19 protein-coding genes are annotated in these 15,835 nt (G+C 69.4%); 9 read left to right on the top strand and 10 right to left on the bottom strand.

Translation table 11 applies throughout. The features are described 5' to 3' along the window. Positions 1-32 precede the first annotated feature (32 nt). Entirely contained in the window at positions 33-347 is a 315-nt protein-coding gene (locus ACFY2Q_RS21890; RefSeq protein ID WP_387133060.1) for a hypothetical protein, read from the top strand. A 106-nt stretch (positions 348-453) separates the two neighbouring features. Here ACFY2Q_RS21890 and ACFY2Q_RS21885 read toward each other — a convergent pair whose 3' ends face one another. Beyond that, positions 454-672, bottom strand: a complete 219-nt coding sequence (locus ACFY2Q_RS21885) for a hypothetical protein (protein ID WP_387133059.1) — start codon at positions 670-672, stop codon at positions 454-456. Positions 673-734: 62 nt separating this feature from the next. Beyond that, the gene (locus ACFY2Q_RS21880; protein ID WP_387133057.1) at positions 735-1,100 is read right to left on the bottom strand and encodes a hypothetical protein; all 366 of its coding nucleotides are present in this window, start codon (positions 1,098-1,100) and stop codon (positions 735-737) included. 131 nt (positions 1,101-1,231) lie between these two features. Here ACFY2Q_RS21880 and ACFY2Q_RS21875 point away from each other — a divergent pair, with 131 nt between their 5' ends. Continuing rightward, positions 1,232-4,075: a DEAD/DEAH box helicase gene (locus ACFY2Q_RS21875; RefSeq protein ID WP_387133055.1), complete on the top strand. Its 2,844-nt coding sequence runs from the start codon at positions 1,232-1,234 to the stop codon at positions 4,073-4,075. A 93-nt stretch (positions 4,076-4,168) separates the two neighbouring features. Here the strand turns inward: ACFY2Q_RS21875 and ACFY2Q_RS21870 are convergent, their stop codons facing one another. Further along, positions 4,169-4,369 carry a DUF397 domain-containing protein gene (locus ACFY2Q_RS21870; protein WP_387133054.1) on the bottom strand — a complete coding sequence of 67 codons (201 nt, stop codon included), beginning with the start codon at positions 4,367-4,369 and terminating at the stop codon, positions 4,169-4,171. Next, positions 4,362-5,249, bottom strand: coding sequence for a helix-turn-helix domain-containing protein (locus tag ACFY2Q_RS21865; protein ID WP_387133053.1), 888 nt, complete (start codon positions 5,247-5,249; stop codon positions 4,362-4,364). The genes ACFY2Q_RS21870 and ACFY2Q_RS21865 overlap by 8 nt, the downstream gene beginning before the upstream one ends. Positions 5,250-5,477: 228 nt before the next feature. On the opposite strand from ACFY2Q_RS21865, the gene ACFY2Q_RS21860 reads away from it, so the two are divergent. The 7 genes from ACFY2Q_RS21860 (at position 5,478) to ACFY2Q_RS21830 (ending at position 8,360) form a co-directional block, all read left to right on the top strand. Next, positions 5,478-5,780 (top strand): DivIVA domain-containing protein, encoded by a 303-nt coding sequence (locus ACFY2Q_RS21860; protein WP_387133052.1) that lies wholly within the window; start codon positions 5,478-5,480, stop codon positions 5,778-5,780. After that, a complete protein-coding gene (locus ACFY2Q_RS21855; RefSeq protein ID WP_387133050.1) occupies positions 5,777-6,028 on the top strand; it encodes a hypothetical protein in 252 nt (83 codons plus the stop codon). Before ACFY2Q_RS21860 ends, ACFY2Q_RS21855 begins: the two co-directional genes overlap by 4 nt. Before the next feature lie 91 nt (positions 6,029-6,119). Further along, positions 6,120-6,542, top strand: coding sequence for a hypothetical protein (locus tag ACFY2Q_RS21850; RefSeq protein WP_387133048.1), 423 nt, complete (start codon positions 6,120-6,122; stop codon positions 6,540-6,542). Next, positions 6,539-6,850 (top strand): WXG100 family type VII secretion target, encoded by a 312-nt coding sequence (locus ACFY2Q_RS21845; protein WP_387133046.1) that lies wholly within the window; start codon positions 6,539-6,541, stop codon positions 6,848-6,850. Before ACFY2Q_RS21850 ends, ACFY2Q_RS21845 begins: the two co-directional genes overlap by 4 nt. 4 nt (positions 6,851-6,854) lie before the next feature. Further along, a complete protein-coding gene (locus ACFY2Q_RS21840) occupies positions 6,855-7,343 on the top strand; it encodes a hypothetical protein (protein ID WP_387133044.1) in 489 nt (162 codons plus the stop codon). Continuing rightward, on the top strand, positions 7,336-7,893 hold the full coding sequence (locus ACFY2Q_RS21835; protein WP_387133042.1) for a hypothetical protein: 558 nt from the start codon (positions 7,336-7,338) through the stop codon (positions 7,891-7,893). Before ACFY2Q_RS21840 ends, ACFY2Q_RS21835 begins: the two co-directional genes overlap by 8 nt. Before the next feature lie 2 nt (positions 7,894-7,895). Continuing rightward, positions 7,896-8,360: a hypothetical protein gene (locus tag ACFY2Q_RS21830; RefSeq protein WP_387133040.1), complete on the top strand. Its 465-nt coding sequence runs from the start codon at positions 7,896-7,898 to the stop codon at positions 8,358-8,360. Between the two features lie 253 nt (positions 8,361-8,613). Here ACFY2Q_RS21830 and ACFY2Q_RS21825 read toward each other — a convergent pair whose 3' ends face one another. The 6 genes from ACFY2Q_RS21825 to ACFY2Q_RS21800 form a co-directional block, all read right to left on the bottom strand. Further along, positions 8,614-10,962: a WD40/YVTN/BNR-like repeat-containing protein gene (locus ACFY2Q_RS21825; RefSeq protein ID WP_387133038.1), complete on the bottom strand. Its 2,349-nt coding sequence runs from the start codon at positions 10,960-10,962 to the stop codon at positions 8,614-8,616. Positions 10,963-11,141: 179 nt separating this feature from the next. Beyond that, positions 11,142-11,612 (bottom strand): hypothetical protein, encoded by a 471-nt coding sequence (locus ACFY2Q_RS21820; protein WP_387133036.1) that lies wholly within the window; start codon positions 11,610-11,612, stop codon positions 11,142-11,144. An 18-nt stretch (positions 11,613-11,630) separates the two neighbouring features. Continuing rightward, positions 11,631-12,512, bottom strand: a complete 882-nt coding sequence (locus ACFY2Q_RS21815) for a carbohydrate ABC transporter permease (RefSeq protein WP_387133034.1) — start codon at positions 12,510-12,512, stop codon at positions 11,631-11,633. Beyond that, positions 12,509-13,519, bottom strand: coding sequence for an ABC transporter ATP-binding protein (locus ACFY2Q_RS21810; RefSeq protein ID WP_387133031.1), 1,011 nt, complete (start codon positions 13,517-13,519; stop codon positions 12,509-12,511). The genes ACFY2Q_RS21815 and ACFY2Q_RS21810 overlap by 4 nt, the downstream gene beginning before the upstream one ends. Beyond that, positions 13,512-14,813 (bottom strand): ABC transporter substrate-binding protein, encoded by a 1,302-nt coding sequence (locus ACFY2Q_RS21805; RefSeq protein ID WP_387133029.1) that lies wholly within the window; start codon positions 14,811-14,813, stop codon positions 13,512-13,514. The genes ACFY2Q_RS21810 and ACFY2Q_RS21805 overlap by 8 nt, the downstream gene beginning before the upstream one ends. Beyond that, positions 14,810-15,664, bottom strand: coding sequence for a carbohydrate ABC transporter permease (locus ACFY2Q_RS21800; RefSeq protein ID WP_387133028.1), 855 nt, complete (start codon positions 15,662-15,664; stop codon positions 14,810-14,812). The genes ACFY2Q_RS21805 and ACFY2Q_RS21800 overlap by 4 nt, the downstream gene beginning before the upstream one ends. Positions 15,665-15,835 lie beyond the last annotated feature (171 nt).

Here is a 15,835-nt window from a genome sequence, read left to right as displayed (position 1 = left end):
CGACCGAGGACATGCGGCCCAAGCGGCGGCATGTGGAAGTCTCCTTCGCCAATGGCCGCTCGCATACTGTGCGCATACAAGACGTGCCGGACGGATATCTCCTCACCGCCGTGGTCGCCGGCTCAGATGTCGTCGCACAGGGGGACCGCCTCTACCGCGAGGCGTGGGAGAAGAACCGACACAGCCGGCTGGCGGGGTTCCGCGTCGACGGCGAAGGGCGGATGGTCGCCCACGGTTGGACTCCCAAGGACGGACTGACAGCGGAGGCCTTTCAGTCCGTCGTGCGTGCTGTCGCCCGCGAAGCAGATCGCTACGAGTTCCAGCTGACGGGCGCCGACCGTCGTTGACCGTTGCCGGTCTCAGCCGGATCACCGATCGCGCGCTTAGCCTGAGCTGCGCAGTCAGGGATGGCGGCGGCAGCCTGGGCCGGGCCACACGGCGTCGAATGGCCGGTCAGCTGGGCTGTGAGCCGAGGTTAAAGCCGTCGATGACGTTAATGAGCTCGTCGTCACGGGTCACCTCGTAGCCACGCTGGCGTAGCTCGGCAACCAGTTCGGCCTCGCAGGCGAACGGGATTTCGAGGTAGTCGCCGTCATGGATCGTGACCTGCCGCTTCCCATACCGGTCCTGGAGGTCCTGCGGCAGCAGCGTAAGCGCCCGCTCGGTGACCATCCGCGGCCAGTTTCCGTCCGCGACGGCACCTACGTCGGAGATGGCGAAGGGCTTGTCGTCGGCTACCCGTCGTCCGGCTCGTGATATTCCGGGCCGGCGGGGTTCCACAGGTGGGTCATTTGGACCTGCCGGGCCTCGCCCCACGTTTGCACGGCGGCGAGCGCCCGGATCTCCGCGGCCTCCTCGGTCGCAGTGTTGGCGTCGGCAAAGGCGAGGCAGCCGTGCATCGTGGCGTGGCCGTAAACCAGCCGCTGGATGTTTGATTGGCGGTTCGTCATGATCGACATGCTGCCACGGAGGTGCGACGGCGAAGTTCGGGCCTCGTAGCGGACCGACGAAGCGGGGCATGCAAATTCATCGACCGGACAGCCGTCCATGATCGCGAAGGGGGTGGCGGTCAACGCGCTTCGGGTAATGACCTTGCCCATTCGGGCCAGCTTCCCGTACCTCTCTCGGCCCTAGCCTGGACTGAAATCAACCCGGCCAGTAACCGAGCGAACGCATTGGTGCTGCCGCGAATCGGAACCGTGGCGGGTTCCGTTGGTGACGGGGGTTCTCTGTGGGAGTTGGTTCCGAGCGCAAAATCGTCAAGGTGGTGCGGCAGGCGCTCGCGCAGGGGCCGATGTTGCAGGAAGCACTTCTGGCCGCCCTCCACCACGCGGGCGTACGCGCTGACAGCAGCGACCTCTACATCACCTGCGCTACGCATGGTCTTGCCGACCTGCACGGTGACAGTTGGGTGCCGAGAGGATGGGCCGCACCGTCGGCCGACGCGAAAGCGACGCCCCCCGCGCAGCGTCCGCCGGAGCCGCCCGCTGCCCGGCGGGCAGCCGTCGAGGTACGCCAGCTCGCCACCTCCATCGGCATTTCCATGGACGAGTCGACCCCGCCGGTCGGGCCGGTGCCCGGTGCGTGGCCAGGTATCGCCGAGCAGGCCGCGCGGGCGCTGAACGACGAACTTCGGGCCGTGACAGACCGACGCACCCTTCAGGACGTGCAGCTCAGCGGCGGATTCGTGGTCGCCGAGACGACGTCTCGCAAGCTCATGCGGTTCGAGGCCGAGGGTGATCTCGGGGTGTCCGAGGGTGCCCAGGCGACGCTCGTCGTCGACGGTGTACCGATCGATGTCGAGGTGGTATCGGTCTTCGGCAACGTGGTGACACTGTCGGTGCCGCCAGCGGCAACTGTGCCGGCTGAAGCGACCTTGCGCTGCGATCTCTCCTGGCTGCTCTCCGCACAGAGCAAACGCCTGCGGGAATTGACAAATGGTGGTCCAGGCTTCAACGCGGAGGCTGCGGTGGCCCTGCTAAGCGCGGGCCACGACGCCGCGCCGCAGGAGCTGCCGGCTGTCACTGCAGAGGGCCTCAACCACGGCCAGCGGTACGCCGTCCAACTCGCGCTGACCCCAGGTGTCACATGGCTCTGGGGCCCGCCGGGAACCGGGAAGACCACCACCATCGGCGCCCTCGTCGCGCAGCTCTGCGTCAGTGGCCTGCGCGTTCTGCTCACCGCCCCCACCAACGCCGCAGTCGACGTCGCGGTCCAGGCCGTACTGAAAGAGATCCCGGAGTTGGCCGGTGGCGCTCTGGTCCGACTCGGCCAACCCTCCGACACGTCCCTCATCGGGCGTAGCGAGGGACTCGTCCTGATCGACGAGATCGCGGCGAAGCGTGGTGAAGTCCTGGCCGAGAAGCGGGTCCGGGAGGGGCAGCGGGTCCGCAGCCTGCGGGAGCGGCTCAGATCGCTGGAACGGCGGCACGCGGACCTGACCGACGAGGAGCAACAGCTGCGGCTGACTCTAGAGCGGGACCTGGCCGACTCAACGGCCCTGGTTCGGGAACTCGACGAGTCGCTGCAATTCGTACGCCGACAGGTCTGCCGAGAGGCAGAGGTGGTCGCCGCGACCTCCCATCAGGTGGTGCTGCGGACGTTACGAGAGTTGACCTTCGACGTGGTGATTCTCGACGAGGCTAGTATGACAACGACGGCCCTCGCGATGCTGGTCGCGGGCGTGGGCAGCGGCCACACCATCGTCGCGGGTGATTTCCGGCAACTGCCGCCGGTGGTCGTCGCCGATACCCCGTCAGCGAAAGAATGGTTGCTGCGTAGTCCATTCGAGAGGGCTGGCGTGGATTTGGCGGTGGGCGCCGGCATGTCACCCACCCGGCTCGCGGCCCTCACCCAGCAATACCGCATGCGAGGCGACATCAACCATGTGGTCAGCGAAGCGTTCTACCCGGAGAGCCCACTGGTCACCGCGCCGACGGTCTCCACCAGGGCGCCCGGCAGCAGCGCACCCTGGGCCGACGGCGAACTCGTCCTGCTCGACACGTCCCTGCTGGGTGCGCGAACCGCTCGCAAGCAGGGCATGTCCTCCCGATACAACCTGATGCACGCGCAACTCGTCGCCGGACTTCTCGCCGACTCGAACGCTGAGGTGTCCAGCCTTGGCGTCATCTCACCTTTCGCCGCGCAGGCCCGGTTGTTGGAGTCGCTTCTGCCGGAATCAGAGCTGGAAGACTGGGCCGCGTCGACCGTCCACCGGTTCCAGGGTGGCGAGCGGGACATCGTCATCTACGACACCGTTGACACCGGCGCCGGCGTACGTCCACTGCACCGCTGGTTCACCGAGGGGGAGAAGAGCGGTGCTGGCGCCCGATTGCTGAATGTCGCGGCCAGCCGTGCCCGCGACCATCTTGTGGTCGTCGCGGCCCTCGACCAACTGCACAGGCACCGCGCCGCAAGGGATGCGGTGTGGCGGTTCTTCGCGAAGCTACACGAACGAGGTCGCATCGTATCGTGGGAAGAGGCGCTCCACCACGCACCGACCACCCAACGGGTCAGCGGCGATGTACCCGGGCTGCTGCGCGACGACCTCGCGGGGGCCCGCTCTGTCGAAATGTGGCTGCCCCGGGCACCGTTGGTCGGGCTGCGGTCGTTGATCCCGTCGCTGAAGCTCGTCGCCGAGCAGGACGTGGAGACCGAACCCGTGACCATATGGGTTGAGCCGGACCCGGACGGCTACCTTTCAGCCGAGGCGACGGAGGCCAAACATGGCGGGGTGAACATCCGCCCCTGCGTCCCGATCCTTGAGTCAAGCGCCGTCATCGACGACGTGGTCTGGACGTCGACAGGCTCGCTGCTCGGTCGGAATCCCGGCGTGGTCCTGCGGACACAACACGCAGCTTTCGCAGACGCGGTACGCCGGGCGCAGCGACGTCGGCCCGGCATCGCACCGGGCAGCGGGCAGCTCGGCGACGACTGTGGTCGCTGCTCCCGTACCCTCGCCCGCTTCGAAGTTGGCCGGCGCGGCCTGCCGACCGTCGGGTACGGCTGCCCCTCCTGCGACAGCGACAGGAAAAGGCGGAGAAGCGATGCGCCGGACCGGCGGGTGTCCAGTTGATGCCCCGTTTGACCCAGCGGTGTCTGCAGGAGTGGGCCAGGAGGGCCCGGGGGGCGCGGGGCGCTGATGGACGACGGCAGGTCTATCCCGGGCTTATCGGAGCGCGTTGAGATCGACCGCACCGGTGAAGGCGATCCAGGCATCCGGACTGAACGTAAGGACGGCACCCAGGCTGTCCTTCGAATCGCGGACAGCGACGATGCTGGGCAGGTTGGTGGCGACCTCGACACAGTCGCCACCGTTGTCGCCGCTGCGGGTGCTCTTGCGCCAGACGGCGCCGGTCAGGTCAGTCATGCCGCATCTCCCCAGCGATCTGCTTGATCATGTCAGTCGATTCTGCCTCGCCGAGGGCCAGCGCATCCAGCCCTCGCCAGACGCGCTGGTAGGCGGCCAACTCGTCGGGCTTGTCGAGGTAGAGCGCGCCGGTCAACGACTCGCTGTAGATCACGGACGGTTCCGGCGCGGTACGGCCGCCCTTTGTCGCCGGGAAGTCGAGGATCACGAAGGACCCCGCAACCGCGCCGGGCTGCGGGCCTGCTGCCAGTGGAAGCACCCTGACGCTGACGTTCGGTAGTTCGGACAGCTTGGTGAGGTGAGAAAGCTGTTCGGTCATGACTGGCGAGCCACCAACGCCACGGCGAAGTACCGCCTCGGACAGCACGGACTCAAGCCTGGGAGCAGTCGGCAACCGCCGAGAGAGCAATGCCTGCCGTTGGAGCCGGACCTGTACGGCCCGCTCGCGTTCCTCCTCGCTCAGGGTCCCGCCGAGACGGTAGAGCGCGCGGGCGTACTCCTTGGTCTGCAGGAGCCCAGGGATGAGCGACTCGTCGTAGCGGCGGAGGTGGGAGGCGGCGGATTCGAGGCCCACGTACAGCTCGAACCAGTTCGGTACCGCATCCCCGTACGCGTGCCACCAGCCCTTCGACTTCGTCTCGGCGGCCAGCCCGCGCATTGCCTCGGTCATCTCGGGCGACACCCCGTACAGCTCGCACATCGCCTTGACGTCGAGCACCCGGACGGAGCCTTGGCCGCATTCGAGGCGCCAGATCTTCTGTCGGCTGTATTCGAGGGCTTCGGCAGCGGCGTCGAGCGTCACGCCGGCCTCGTTGCGGAACTGCCGCAGCAGCCGGCCGAGTTGCCGACGCGGCACTGTCGATCCGATGTCGTCGGGCATCCGCACACTCCCTGGTTCCATTACGCAACACTGCGTGACCTGCTGCTGCAACTCCTACGGGTTTCAGCAAAGAAAGTCAATGCACAACGGCGAAATTGCGGTCTGGAATGTTGCGCTTCCACTGCGGACTGTCGCAGGCTGATCACAGCACGGCGGCCGTCGGTCCCCCCGAACGGTCGCCGTGCTTCCCGAACACCCCCGCCCTGCGCGCCAGGAAGGCAGGCAGACATGAGCGCCAGAAATCAGCGACCAGAGCCGGCGAGCGGTGGTACGACGTATCGCTCCGGCGCGTACACCAGTCTGCTGCCGTGGCAGGTGCGTGAGCGCCGCTTCGCACCGACCGCGCCCGGACGTCGCGGTCTGAACCCCGACGACGTGTACGCCTTCCTCGACCGGGTCGCGGGCGACATGGCCGCCGTCTACGCCGCTCTCGCCGAGAGTCGCCTCGAAACCGCCCGGATCAAGCACGCGCTGCGTCGCTGGCAGACCGACCACGCTGGCCGCTGCGCCGGGCGGGACAACACCAGATGAGCCAGCGGTACGTCATCCACCTGCCCGTCGTCGCCGCCGACCTGCCCGCCGCGCAGCGCCTGGCCCGGGTGGTCGGTCGCTGGATGTTGGTGCTGCCGATGGCGGACCCGGGGGAGACCACGGTCTCCGAAGAGGACGCGCAGTTCCTGCGCCACCGGGTCTTCTGCGACCTGCGGCTGCCGAACGGGAGGCGCTGTCTGCTGCGCGACGGCCACGACGGTGAGTGCTCGCGCCGCCTGCGCCGGTGACCGGATCGGTTCGGTGCAACGCCAGGTCAGCGTCTATGGGGCGCTTCGACGGGTCATCACCGATGGTGCTTGACTGGTATTTTTCGGTGCTGTGCCGAACGATGCTCATCTCACCGGTCTGGACGCTCTGCTCAGCGAGACGCGACAGGCCCTGGAGGCGGCGCGTTCCCGTGCGCCGGGCGAGGCGCCGGCCGACGAGGAGCAGCCCGTCGGTCACGGCGAGGCGCTCGACGGCAGGGTCCGGGCGGCGGTTCGCGGTGGGCGCGTCGACGAGCTGACTGTCGACCCGAGGCTGATGCGGTTGCCGGCGCAGGACCTGATGGAGCACGTCAGGGCGGCGGTCAACGCGGCGCTCGACGACCTCGGCAGTCACCAGCCCGAGCTTCCGACCGTGGAGCTCGACAGCCTGGCGGGAGGGCTCCAGGAGGTGCAGGATCGTTCGTTGCGGCAGATGGCCCAGATGAACGAGGCACTTCAGGACGTCGTCGCACTGCTGCGGACACCGCGACGGTGAGACCCCTGGATGTCGACCCGGAGCAGCTGCGGCTGGCGGCTGCCGGCGTGCAGCGGGCGGGTGAGCGCCTTGATCAGCAGTGGCAGCGGCTGCGTGCGACCGCGGACGGCATGGGCGACATTTTCGGCGGTGACGACGTGGGTGGGCTGATCGGCGCGTCGTACCAGGCGGCCCAGCAGATCGCCGAGCAGTCGATCACGTCGGTGGTCGCGGCCTTCGCCGGCTTCGGCGACGGGCTCGCCAAGATGGGTACGGCGTACGACGAGGTCGAGTCGCGTAACGCCGCCCTCTTCGACCGGCTGGTCTGACACGATGGGCATCCAGATCCCCGGCGAGCTCTCCGGACTGCTCAACGAACTCGGCTATCTGTGGCCGGAGAGCGACGAGGAACGGCTCTTCGAGCTCGCTCAGGCGTGGATCGCCTTCGGCGCCGAGGCGGAAGCCGCAGCAACCGACGCCACCACCGCCGTCGCGCTGCTCGCCGGCAACGACGGCAGCGCGTTGGAAGCCTTCTGGAGCCAGTGGACGGACTCCGACTCCGCCGCCGCCGTACTCCAGGACATCGGCTTCGGTGCGCGCGCCGTGGGCGCCGCCCTGCTGGTCTGCGCCCTCGTCGTCCTCGCCCTGAAGATCAACGTCATCGTGCAGCTGACCCTGCTGGCCATCTCGATCGCGCAGGCCATCGCGACGGCGGCCCCGACGTTCGGCGCGTCCCTGTTGGAGATTCCGGTCTTCAAGAAGTTGGTCGACATCGCCATCGACTTCCTGATCGGCCAGGCACTGGAGGCGATCCTTGGGTAGGCGTGGCCGCAAGGGCGCAGGCGACGCCGCCTCGGGAATCATCGCGAAGGCGGCGTCGGCCGCGATGCGCGAGGCCAAGGAGGTGGGGCCGAAGGCGGCCGACGACGCCGCCGAAGCAGCCCGACGGGCAGTCCCCGGCCCGGCCGGCAAGATTCCGCTCAAGCCGCCGAACTCGCGACACAACCTCGACAGCATCCGCCCCAAGAACCCCAGCAAAGAGGTCAACACGGTGGTGATGCCCGGGACCGACGTGGCCAAGGACCTCGACGACATCGCCGCCGGCCGCGCGAAATGGGACCCGGAACGCCAACGGTACGAGGTGAACGGACGCACGTACGCCGTGGAACCGACCGGCACTGTCTTTCCCGAGGCGGGGCCGGGACTCGAACAGCTCAGCCGAGCCGAGTACGGCGCGCTCAAGGAGTACATTGCCGCAGGTGGCGACATCGAGAAGGCCAAGGCGGCCATGGCCCGGAACCCGTTCCTGACCGAGGCCGCGCAGGAGCGCGCCCTCGACGTGTTCCGCCATCACAAGAGCTACGGGGGGTAGAGGTGCAGTACCAGATCCACTTTGAGGCCGAGTTGCCCGCCGACGCGCTGCGCCGGCACCTGCAACAGGATTACGGCATCGCCCCCGAGGCCGTGTACGTCGGTCGGATCGAGGACCGGGCGGTGGAGGACCCCCGGCCGGTGGCCATGTTCACCCCGCCCGACGAGGACGAGGAATTCGGCTGGATCCTCACGGGCGACGCCGAACTCGCCGACGCCACCGGGCGCAACGAGCGGGATCTCGCCATCAGCCTGGCGCGTACCTTCGGCGTGCGGGCACTTGTCGACGACGGCAGCGTCTATCCCGACCGGTGGCTGCTGGTCAGCTCCGACGGCAGCAGCGGACGGGTCATGACCGACGAGGACGCCGCCGCCGACGGAAACCTGCGGATCGTGTACGCGCTGGAGCCGATCTCCGGGGAACCTCAGCTCGCCGTGGTGCCCCCGCCGGAGTGGGCGCGCGGCTAGCCAGACGAAGGCATGCGTGGGATGACCGGCATCCCGCGTAGCGGCGGCATGGAGGAGATCCTCGCCGGCCGACCGGGTGCTCGTCTGGTCGCGGGTCGAGGGCCGCTACCTCCTCCGAGACGGCCCCTGCGCCCGCCGGCCGCGCAGATGACACCGGAAGTCGGCATGCCTACGCGTCAACGAGGCAGGCCACCTCCCGAGCCCCGGGGAGGTGGCCTGCGTGCCGCGTCAGACGCGACGAACTACCTGTTGATCAGCCTGCTCGGCAGGAGGAGAGGACGCCAGTCACGCCCGCGCCTGTCTTCTTGAGCGGCAGCCTCGTCGACGCCGCCGGGCAGCGCGGCACGGTGAGGTCGTAGACGCTGCGACCGAAGGTCGCCGCGGTGAGCTGTCGGCTCGGCTCGTGGTAGCGCAGGTACATGATGGGCGCCTGCGGCAGGCTGGTGCCCAGCGCGGCCCACTCGCCGCCGTTCCACGCCGACATGAACACCCCGACGTCGGTGCCGACCAGCAGCAGGCCATCGGCGGTCGGGACGATGGAGTTCACCGGCGCGTCGGGCAGGCCCTGGCCGATGTCGCTCCAGGTACGGCCGCCGTCGCGGGTCACCATCACGTGCGACCGGTCGCTGCCGGACCGGAACGCGGAGAAGGTGGCGTACGCGATGTTCTTGTCGGCGGGGTTCACCGCGATCCGGGTGACCCAGGTACCGGGCAGCTGTCCGGCGTCGACCTGCTGCCAGTTCTGCCCGAGGTTGTCGGTCCACCACAGCTTGCCGTCGTCGGTGCCGACGTAGATCTTGTTGCCGTCGGTGGGCGCGGGGGCGACGCTGGTGATCGTGCCCCACGGGTAGCCGTTGGGGTCGTTGGGGCCGCCGCCGGTGAGGTCGGGACTGATCGGCGCCCAGGTGCGGCCGTTGTCCGTCGACCGGTTCAGGATGTTACCGGCGTAGTACATGACGTTCGGGTCGCTCGGGTCGAACTGCAGCGGGGTCAGCCAGTTGCGGCGCTGCGAGGTCGTCTGGTTGGTGCCGATGGTCTGGCGGGGGGTGCCGCCGGAGTTCTCCGACCGGTAGCAGGAGCCGTACTGGCTGCACCCGAAGACGATGTTCGGGTACTGCGGGTGGATGATCACCTGGAGGCCGTCACCGCAGCCGATGGCGTTCCAGGGGCCACCGACGCCGTTGTAGCCGCGGTTGCAGCCGTTGTCCTGCGCGCCACCGACCTTCAGCACCGGGTCGGTCTCCGCGACGTCCACCGTGTAGAACTGGGTGTAGGGCTCGTAGGTGGCCTTGACCCAGCCGCCGGCGCCGTTCGTCTCGGAGCGGTAGAGCCCGCCGTCGTTACCCAGGTAGACCCGACCGGGCGCCTTCGGGTCCCAGCGCAGGATGTGCTGGTCGGCGTGGATGCCGCCCACGGACGAGAAGCTCTGCGCGCCGTTTGTCGACCGCATGAGGTTGACCCCGGTGAGGAAGACGTGATCGGCGTTTGTGGGGTCGACGAAGAGCTTGCCGAACCACCAGCTGAACGTGGACTGCGATGCCTGACCGGCGGTGACCGGGGTCTGCGCCCAGGTGTCGCCGCCGTCGTCGGAGCGGTAGAAGGCACGGAACGGGCCGAGTGCGGTGCCGACGTACGCGTACAGGCGCTGGGGGTTGTCCGGCGCGACGGCGATGCCCCAGCGACCCTGGTCGGCGTCGGTGGGCAGGCCGTTGGTCATCCGCGACCAGGTGTTGCCGGCGTCGTCGGAGCGCCAAAGGCTGGAGCCGAGCCCGCCGTAGGTGCGCTGGTGCGGCTCACGCAGGTGGTCCCACATCGCCGCGTACATCCGGCTCGGGTTGTTCGGGTCGATGATGACCTCGGTGGCGCCGGTGGTGGCGTTCGGCGGCGCGAGCACCTGCTTCCAGCTGTCCCCACCGTTCTCGGAGAGGTAGACGCCGCGCTGGCCACCCGGTACGAAGAGGTTGCCGCTGGCGGCGGCGAAGATCCGGTTCTCGTTGGTCGGGTCGATGGCGAAGCGACCGATGGCGTGGCTGTCCTTCAGGCCGACGTGCTGCCAGGTCTTACCCTTGTCCTTCGAGCGGTAGATGCCGTCGCCGCCGAAGGTGATCGAGCCACCACCCGGCTGGGCCTCACCGGTTCCGGCGAAGAGGACGCCCTTGCTGGTCATCGCGACCGCGCCCATGCTCTGCGTACCGTCGTCCGGCCAGGCCGTCTTGAACGTGCTGCCGGCGTCGTCGGACTTCCAGATGCCGCCGGACGCGGCCGCGATGAAGATCTGGTCGGGGACCTGCGGGTCGACGGCGATGTCCACGACCCGGCCGCCGATGTTGCTGGGCCCGAAGAAGTTCCACTCCCGCTCGGCCAGGTGGCGGTAGCGGGCGTTGGTGCGCACGCTGAGGCTGTGGGCCTCACCGCGAGCCTTCACGTACTTGGCGGCCGAGAGTTCCCGGCTGCCGTCGCTCATCCGCTGAGCGGTCATCCATTCGTCGGGGACTTCCATCGGCCCGGTGGGTGAATTGGTCGCCAACGATTCCTGGACTGGTTGGGGTACGGACGAGCCGGTCAACGCGAGCGCGATGACCAGCCCCAACCCCGTTGTCATCGCGAGTCCGCGATACCTTCGGACGAGCGTGAGTCGCATGTATTCTCCCTGTCGGCGCGCCATGTGCCCCCGCGAAAGTGGTTCTGAGCGCACGCTAGACAGTGGAGTGTTCGGCGTCACCGAGCATCTGTCGCGACTCGACGGGTCCGATTAGGACAGCTGTCGAGCGGGGTCGATGGTCAGCCGCTCTGGAACTCGGGCAGGCCCGCCTCTTCCGAGTCCGGCCCGACCACAGCGGTAAGCGTCGTGCCGTTGGCGCAGAGCGCGGTGGCGCGCAGATACGTCCGTCGTTGCTGCGCCCGCATCAGCACCTCGGCCTCGAACACCTCGTCCTCGGCGCGCAGCAGGTCGATGTCGCCACGGCCCTCGTAGTGGGCGCGGACGTCCAGCGGTGTCATCCGGATGGTGGCGGCGACCGTGGTCAGGGCGCCCTGCTCGACCACCGAGGTGACCCGTGCGCCATCCGGCAGGAGCAGACCGGGAACCTGGCGGTCAACCTCGGCGTCGGCGTCCAGCGGCACCCGGTCGCAGCTGGGCAGCTTCGCGAGCATGCCCGGCCCCCGGCCGGTGGCCTGCGGCCCGGCGTCGGTGCCGCCGCAGGCGACGAGCAGCGGAAGCATGGCGACGGCGGCGAAGATCCGGAGTTTCACCACCGCAGGATGTCACGCTCAGCGCAGCACCCGCCAGCGTCGCACCATCAGCAGCAGCGCGGTGATGATGACCGCGGTGACCACCATGAGGACACTCGTGATCATGGCTCCGTAGGCGAAACCGGAGAATTCGAAGACCTGGTCGAAGATGTAGACCGGCAGGTAGAGCGTGGCGTTGGCGGGCCGGCCGTCGGTGAGGACGTACGCCGGAACGAAGTTGACCTGCAGGGTGAGGATCGTGTCGCGGACGGCGAGCAGCAGCAGCACCGGCGCGAGCAGCGGCAGCGTGAGCCGGCGCAGTTGGCCGAACGGGCCGCAGCCCTCCAACGCCGCCGCCTCGTACAGGCGCCCGTCGAGCATTCGTCGGGCGGCGAGCACGACGATGAAACCCTCGCCGATCGGGAACGCGAGCATCAGCGCCACCGCCAGCCGTGCGGAGCCGGGCTCGGCGAGCCAGTTCAGGCCCGGGTGGCCGAAGAGGCCGAGCAGTTGGTTGAGCGGGCCGTAGAGCGGGTTGAGCACCCACAGGAAGAGCACGGCCAGGGCCACGTCGGGTACGACCGTCGGCAGGTAGACCGCGACCCGGAACCAGCGGCCACCCGGGCGGGGTGCGGCGAGCAGCAGGCCGAGCCCGATGGCGCCCAGCAGCCGCAGCGGTACGGCCAGGGCAAGGTGGATCGCGGAGGCCCGGATGCTGTCGCCGAGGAACCCGTCGGTGAGCAGGCGGCGCACGTTGTCCAGGCCGACGAACCGCGGGTCGCGGGTCAGTCCGGTGTGGTCGGTGAACGCGTAGCCGACGTTGAGCAGGGCGGGCAGCGCGATGAGCAGCACGACGGCCACCGCGTACGGCGCGAGGAACGCCCACGCGGTCAGCGGCCGGCGTACCCGGCCGGTGCTCACAGGCGTTGCCCGGTGTCGGCGTCGAAGCGGTGGATCCGCCCCGGGTCGGCGCGCAGTCGCACCTGCTCGCCCGGTCCCACGCCGGGTCGGGGGCCGGTGCGGACGGTCAGCCGGGTGCCGTCGTCGCAGCGGGTCAGCAGGATCGCCTCGCTGCCGAGGGCCTCCACCGCCTCGACTGTCGTCACCACCGGTCCGTCGGGGTCGAGGCTCAGATCCTCCGGGCGTACGCCGACGGTGGTGTCGGTGGCGCCGCCCAGCACGCCGCCGCCGGGTACCAGGTTCATCGGCGGGCTGCCCAGGAAACCCGCCACGAAGGTGTCCGCCGGCTCGTCGTACACCTGCTGGGGTGGGCCGATCTGGCGGATCCGACCGTGGTTCAGGACGACTACCCGGTCGCCGAGCGTCATCGCCTCGGCCTGGTCGTGGGTGACGTGGATGGTGGTGGTGCCCAGTTCGCGGTGCAGGGTGAGCAGGTCGGCGCGGGTGGCGAAGCGCAGCGGCGCGTCCAGGCTGGCCAGCGGCTCGTCGAGCAGGTAGACGGTCGGTTCGCGCAGCAGCGCGCGGGCGAGGGCGATGCGCTGACGCTGCCCGCCGGAGGTCTCGTCGGGGTAGCGGTCGAGCAGGTCGCCGATGCCGAGCCGGTCGGCCGCCACCCTGGCCCGCTCATCGGCCTCAGCTCGCCGGACGCGGCGGACCCGCAGCCCGAACGTCAGGTTGCCGCGGACGGTGAGGTGGGGGTAGAGCGCGTAGTCCTGGAAGACCATTGCCACCGCGCGGCGGTGCGGTGGCACCTGCGCCACGTCCTGCCCGTCGACGACGACCCGGCCACGGTCCGGCCGGTCCAGCCCGGCGATCAGCCGCAGGATCGTCGACTTGCCGGAGCCGGACGGGCCGACAAGGGTCACCATCTCGCCGGCGCGCACCGTCAGGTCGACGCCGCCGAGGGCGACGACCTTCCCGTACGACTTGGTGAGCGACTCGAGCTGGATCACGCCCCGCTCAGCCACCGGCGCCCACCTTGAGTGCGAAGAGCGGCCGGAGCTTCTCCTCCATCTGTCGCAAGCCCTTCTCGCGCTCGACCCGGCCGTAGAAGACCTCCTCGAACAGGCCGCCGGACTCGCGCTCAACCCGCGACCAGGTGCCGGTGCGCGGGGTGGCGCGCAGGTGCGGCTCGGCGTCGAGGTAGACCTGCGACGACCGAGGGGGCTGCTTCGGGTCGAGGAACTCAGGCGAGTTGGCCACGTCGAGCCGGGACGGCACCGTGCGGCCCGACTCGGCGAGGATCCGCTGGCCCTGCCCGCCCATCGCGAACTCGATGAACCGCCAGGCCCGGTCGTGGTTGGGCAGACCGGCGCTCATGCAGTAGGCGTCGCTGTGCAGGATCGACGCGGGTACGCCGCCCGGCGCGATCGGCAGCGGCGCCGCGTCCCAGGTGAAGTTGTCGATGGTGCGCAGCGTCGGCACGGCGACCCGGCTGTTGAGGTACATGCCGAGTTTGCCCCGCAGGAACCGGGACTCGCTCGACTCGCTCTGCTCCTCGGCGTCCGGCGGCACGACGCCGTGCTTCAGTTGCAGGTCGAGGAACCAGTCGACGGCGGCGCGGCTGGCCGGGTTGCCGGTGAGGGTCAGGGTGGTCGGCTTGTCCGGGTCGTCGACAAGCTCACCCCGGTTGGACCAGATGAACGGAGCCAGCCGCGGCAGGGTCGGCTCCACGCCCGCGCCGTACGTGCCGTCGCCGGTCAGGGCGGTCGCGGCGGCCAGGAAGTCGTCCCAGGTCCAGCCCGCCTTGGGTAGCGGCACGCCGGCCGTCGCGAAGAGGTTGGCGTTGTAGTAGACGACCAGGGAGGACATGTTCTGCGGCAGGCAGGTGAGGGTCTTGCCGTCGAACCGGAAGGCGTCAAGTGCCCGGGGGGAGAAGTCGCTCTCCTTCAACGCCGTGCTGCGGTCGAGGTACGCCTGCGCTGGTTCGATCGCCTGCTGGGCGGCGAACTGGCCGTAGCGGCGGTAGTTGAGCAGGAACACGTCGGGTGGCTGCCCGCCCGCGAACGAGGTGGTCAGGCGGGCCATCAGGTCGTCCTGGGTGGCGACGGGGGAGAGGTTGACGGGCACGTCCGGGTGGGCCTGCTCGAAGGCGGCGACCAGGCTGCGGTAGCCGGCGATCTCCTCGGCGTCGCCGAAGAGCACGACAGTGATCGCCGGCCGGTCGGCCGCGCGGTCGCCGGCGCCGCAGCCGGCCGCGTAGCCGAGCAGCAGCGCGGCGGTGATCAGAGCAACCCATCGTCGAGCGCGGAACGTGCTCACCTACGACCTCCAGATCTCAGTGCCGCCAGCGGATCGTCGTTGAGCAGGATCCGCTGAGCGAGTAGGAACACCACAACGCACGGTGCTGTCGCGACAACACAGGCGGCCATCAGCAGCGGCCAGTCCGTCGGGTTCAGCAACCGTAGGAACTGCAGGCCGAGCGGGTATGTGTAGCGGTCGCCGCTCTGCAGGTAGAGCAGCGGGTCGATCAGGTTGGACCAGTGCAGCGTGAAGGCGAGCACGCCGACGGCGAGTGTCGCCGGGCGCACCTGCGGCAACGCCACCCGGCGCCAGATCGTCAACCAGCCGGCGCCCTCCAACCGGGCCGCCCCGAGTTGGGTGTCCGGGATGCCGCCGAAGCTCCACGCGTAGAGCAGCACCAGGAAGGGGCTGCCGGCGAGCAGCGCCGGGGCCAGCAGCGGGACGTACGTGTCGACGACGCCGGCCAGCCGGAACAGCTCGAACCGGGTGGCCCACACCGCGGTGACCGGCACCATGAGCACCGCCAGCAGGCCCAGGACGGCCCGGCGGCGGGCCACCGGCGTCATCAGCCGCAGCCCGAAGCCGGTAAGCGAGGCGACGACGACGGTGAGCGGCACGGCGATCGCGACGACGAGCGCCGAGTTGGCCAGGTACCGGAACAGCGGGATCAGCTCGGGCAGCCGGGTGTACGCGGCCACTGTCGGTTCGGGTGGGAGCACCTCGAGGGTGCGAGGTGGGGGCAGGCCGACGGGGCGCAGCGAGCCGACCACCATGAACCACAGTGGTGCCGCGAAGAGCGCCGCGAACGCCGCCGGCACCAGGAACCGCCCGATGAGCCGCAGGATCGCGGCCGGGCTCGACAACTGCACGTCCCGCCCTTCCCGTCGCCCGGCAATCGGTTGGCGCGCTCGTCTCCGATGCCGCCGAGGGCTCCGCCGGTGACCCTGGGTGACGGTCAGCTCGGCCGGCGGATCCGGTGCGGCGAACCTATGGTCAGGCGGCCGGCACGTCATCGGGCACCTGTCGAAATCACCAGTCGT

This window comes from Micromonospora sp. NPDC000316 (assembly GCF_042898885.1).
Lineage (GTDB): Bacteria > Actinomycetota > Actinomycetes > Mycobacteriales > Micromonosporaceae > Micromonospora.
The sequence above is the reverse complement of the archived record's forward strand: the minus strand, read 5'-3'. Positions and strand labels throughout refer to the sequence as shown.

Coding starts and splice junctions, on each gene's coding strand:
- ACFY2Q_RS21865 (WP_387133053.1), bottom strand. CDS start 5,249: ATGCCCGACGACATCGGATCGACAGTGCCGCGTCGGCAACTCGGCCGG.
- ACFY2Q_RS21880 (WP_387133057.1), bottom strand. CDS start 1,100: ATGGGCAAGGTCATTACCCGAAGCGCGTTGACCGCCACCCCCTTCGCG.
- ACFY2Q_RS21885 (WP_387133059.1), bottom strand. CDS start 672: ATGGTCACCGAGCGGGCGCTTACGCTGCTGCCGCAGGACCTCCAGGAC.
- ACFY2Q_RS21825 (WP_387133038.1), bottom strand. CDS start 10,962: ATGACAACGGGGTTGGGGCTGGTCATCGCGCTCGCGTTGACCGGCTCG.
- ACFY2Q_RS21840 (WP_387133044.1), top strand. CDS start 6,855: ATGGGCATCCAGATCCCCGGCGAGCTCTCCGGACTGCTCAACGAACTC.
- ACFY2Q_RS21870 (WP_387133054.1), bottom strand. CDS start 4,369: ATGACTGACCTGACCGGCGCCGTCTGGCGCAAGAGCACCCGCAGCGGC.
- ACFY2Q_RS21860 (WP_387133052.1), top strand. CDS start 5,478: ATGAGCGCCAGAAATCAGCGACCAGAGCCGGCGAGCGGTGGTACGACG.
- ACFY2Q_RS21855 (WP_387133050.1), top strand. CDS start 5,777: ATGAGCCAGCGGTACGTCATCCACCTGCCCGTCGTCGCCGCCGACCTG.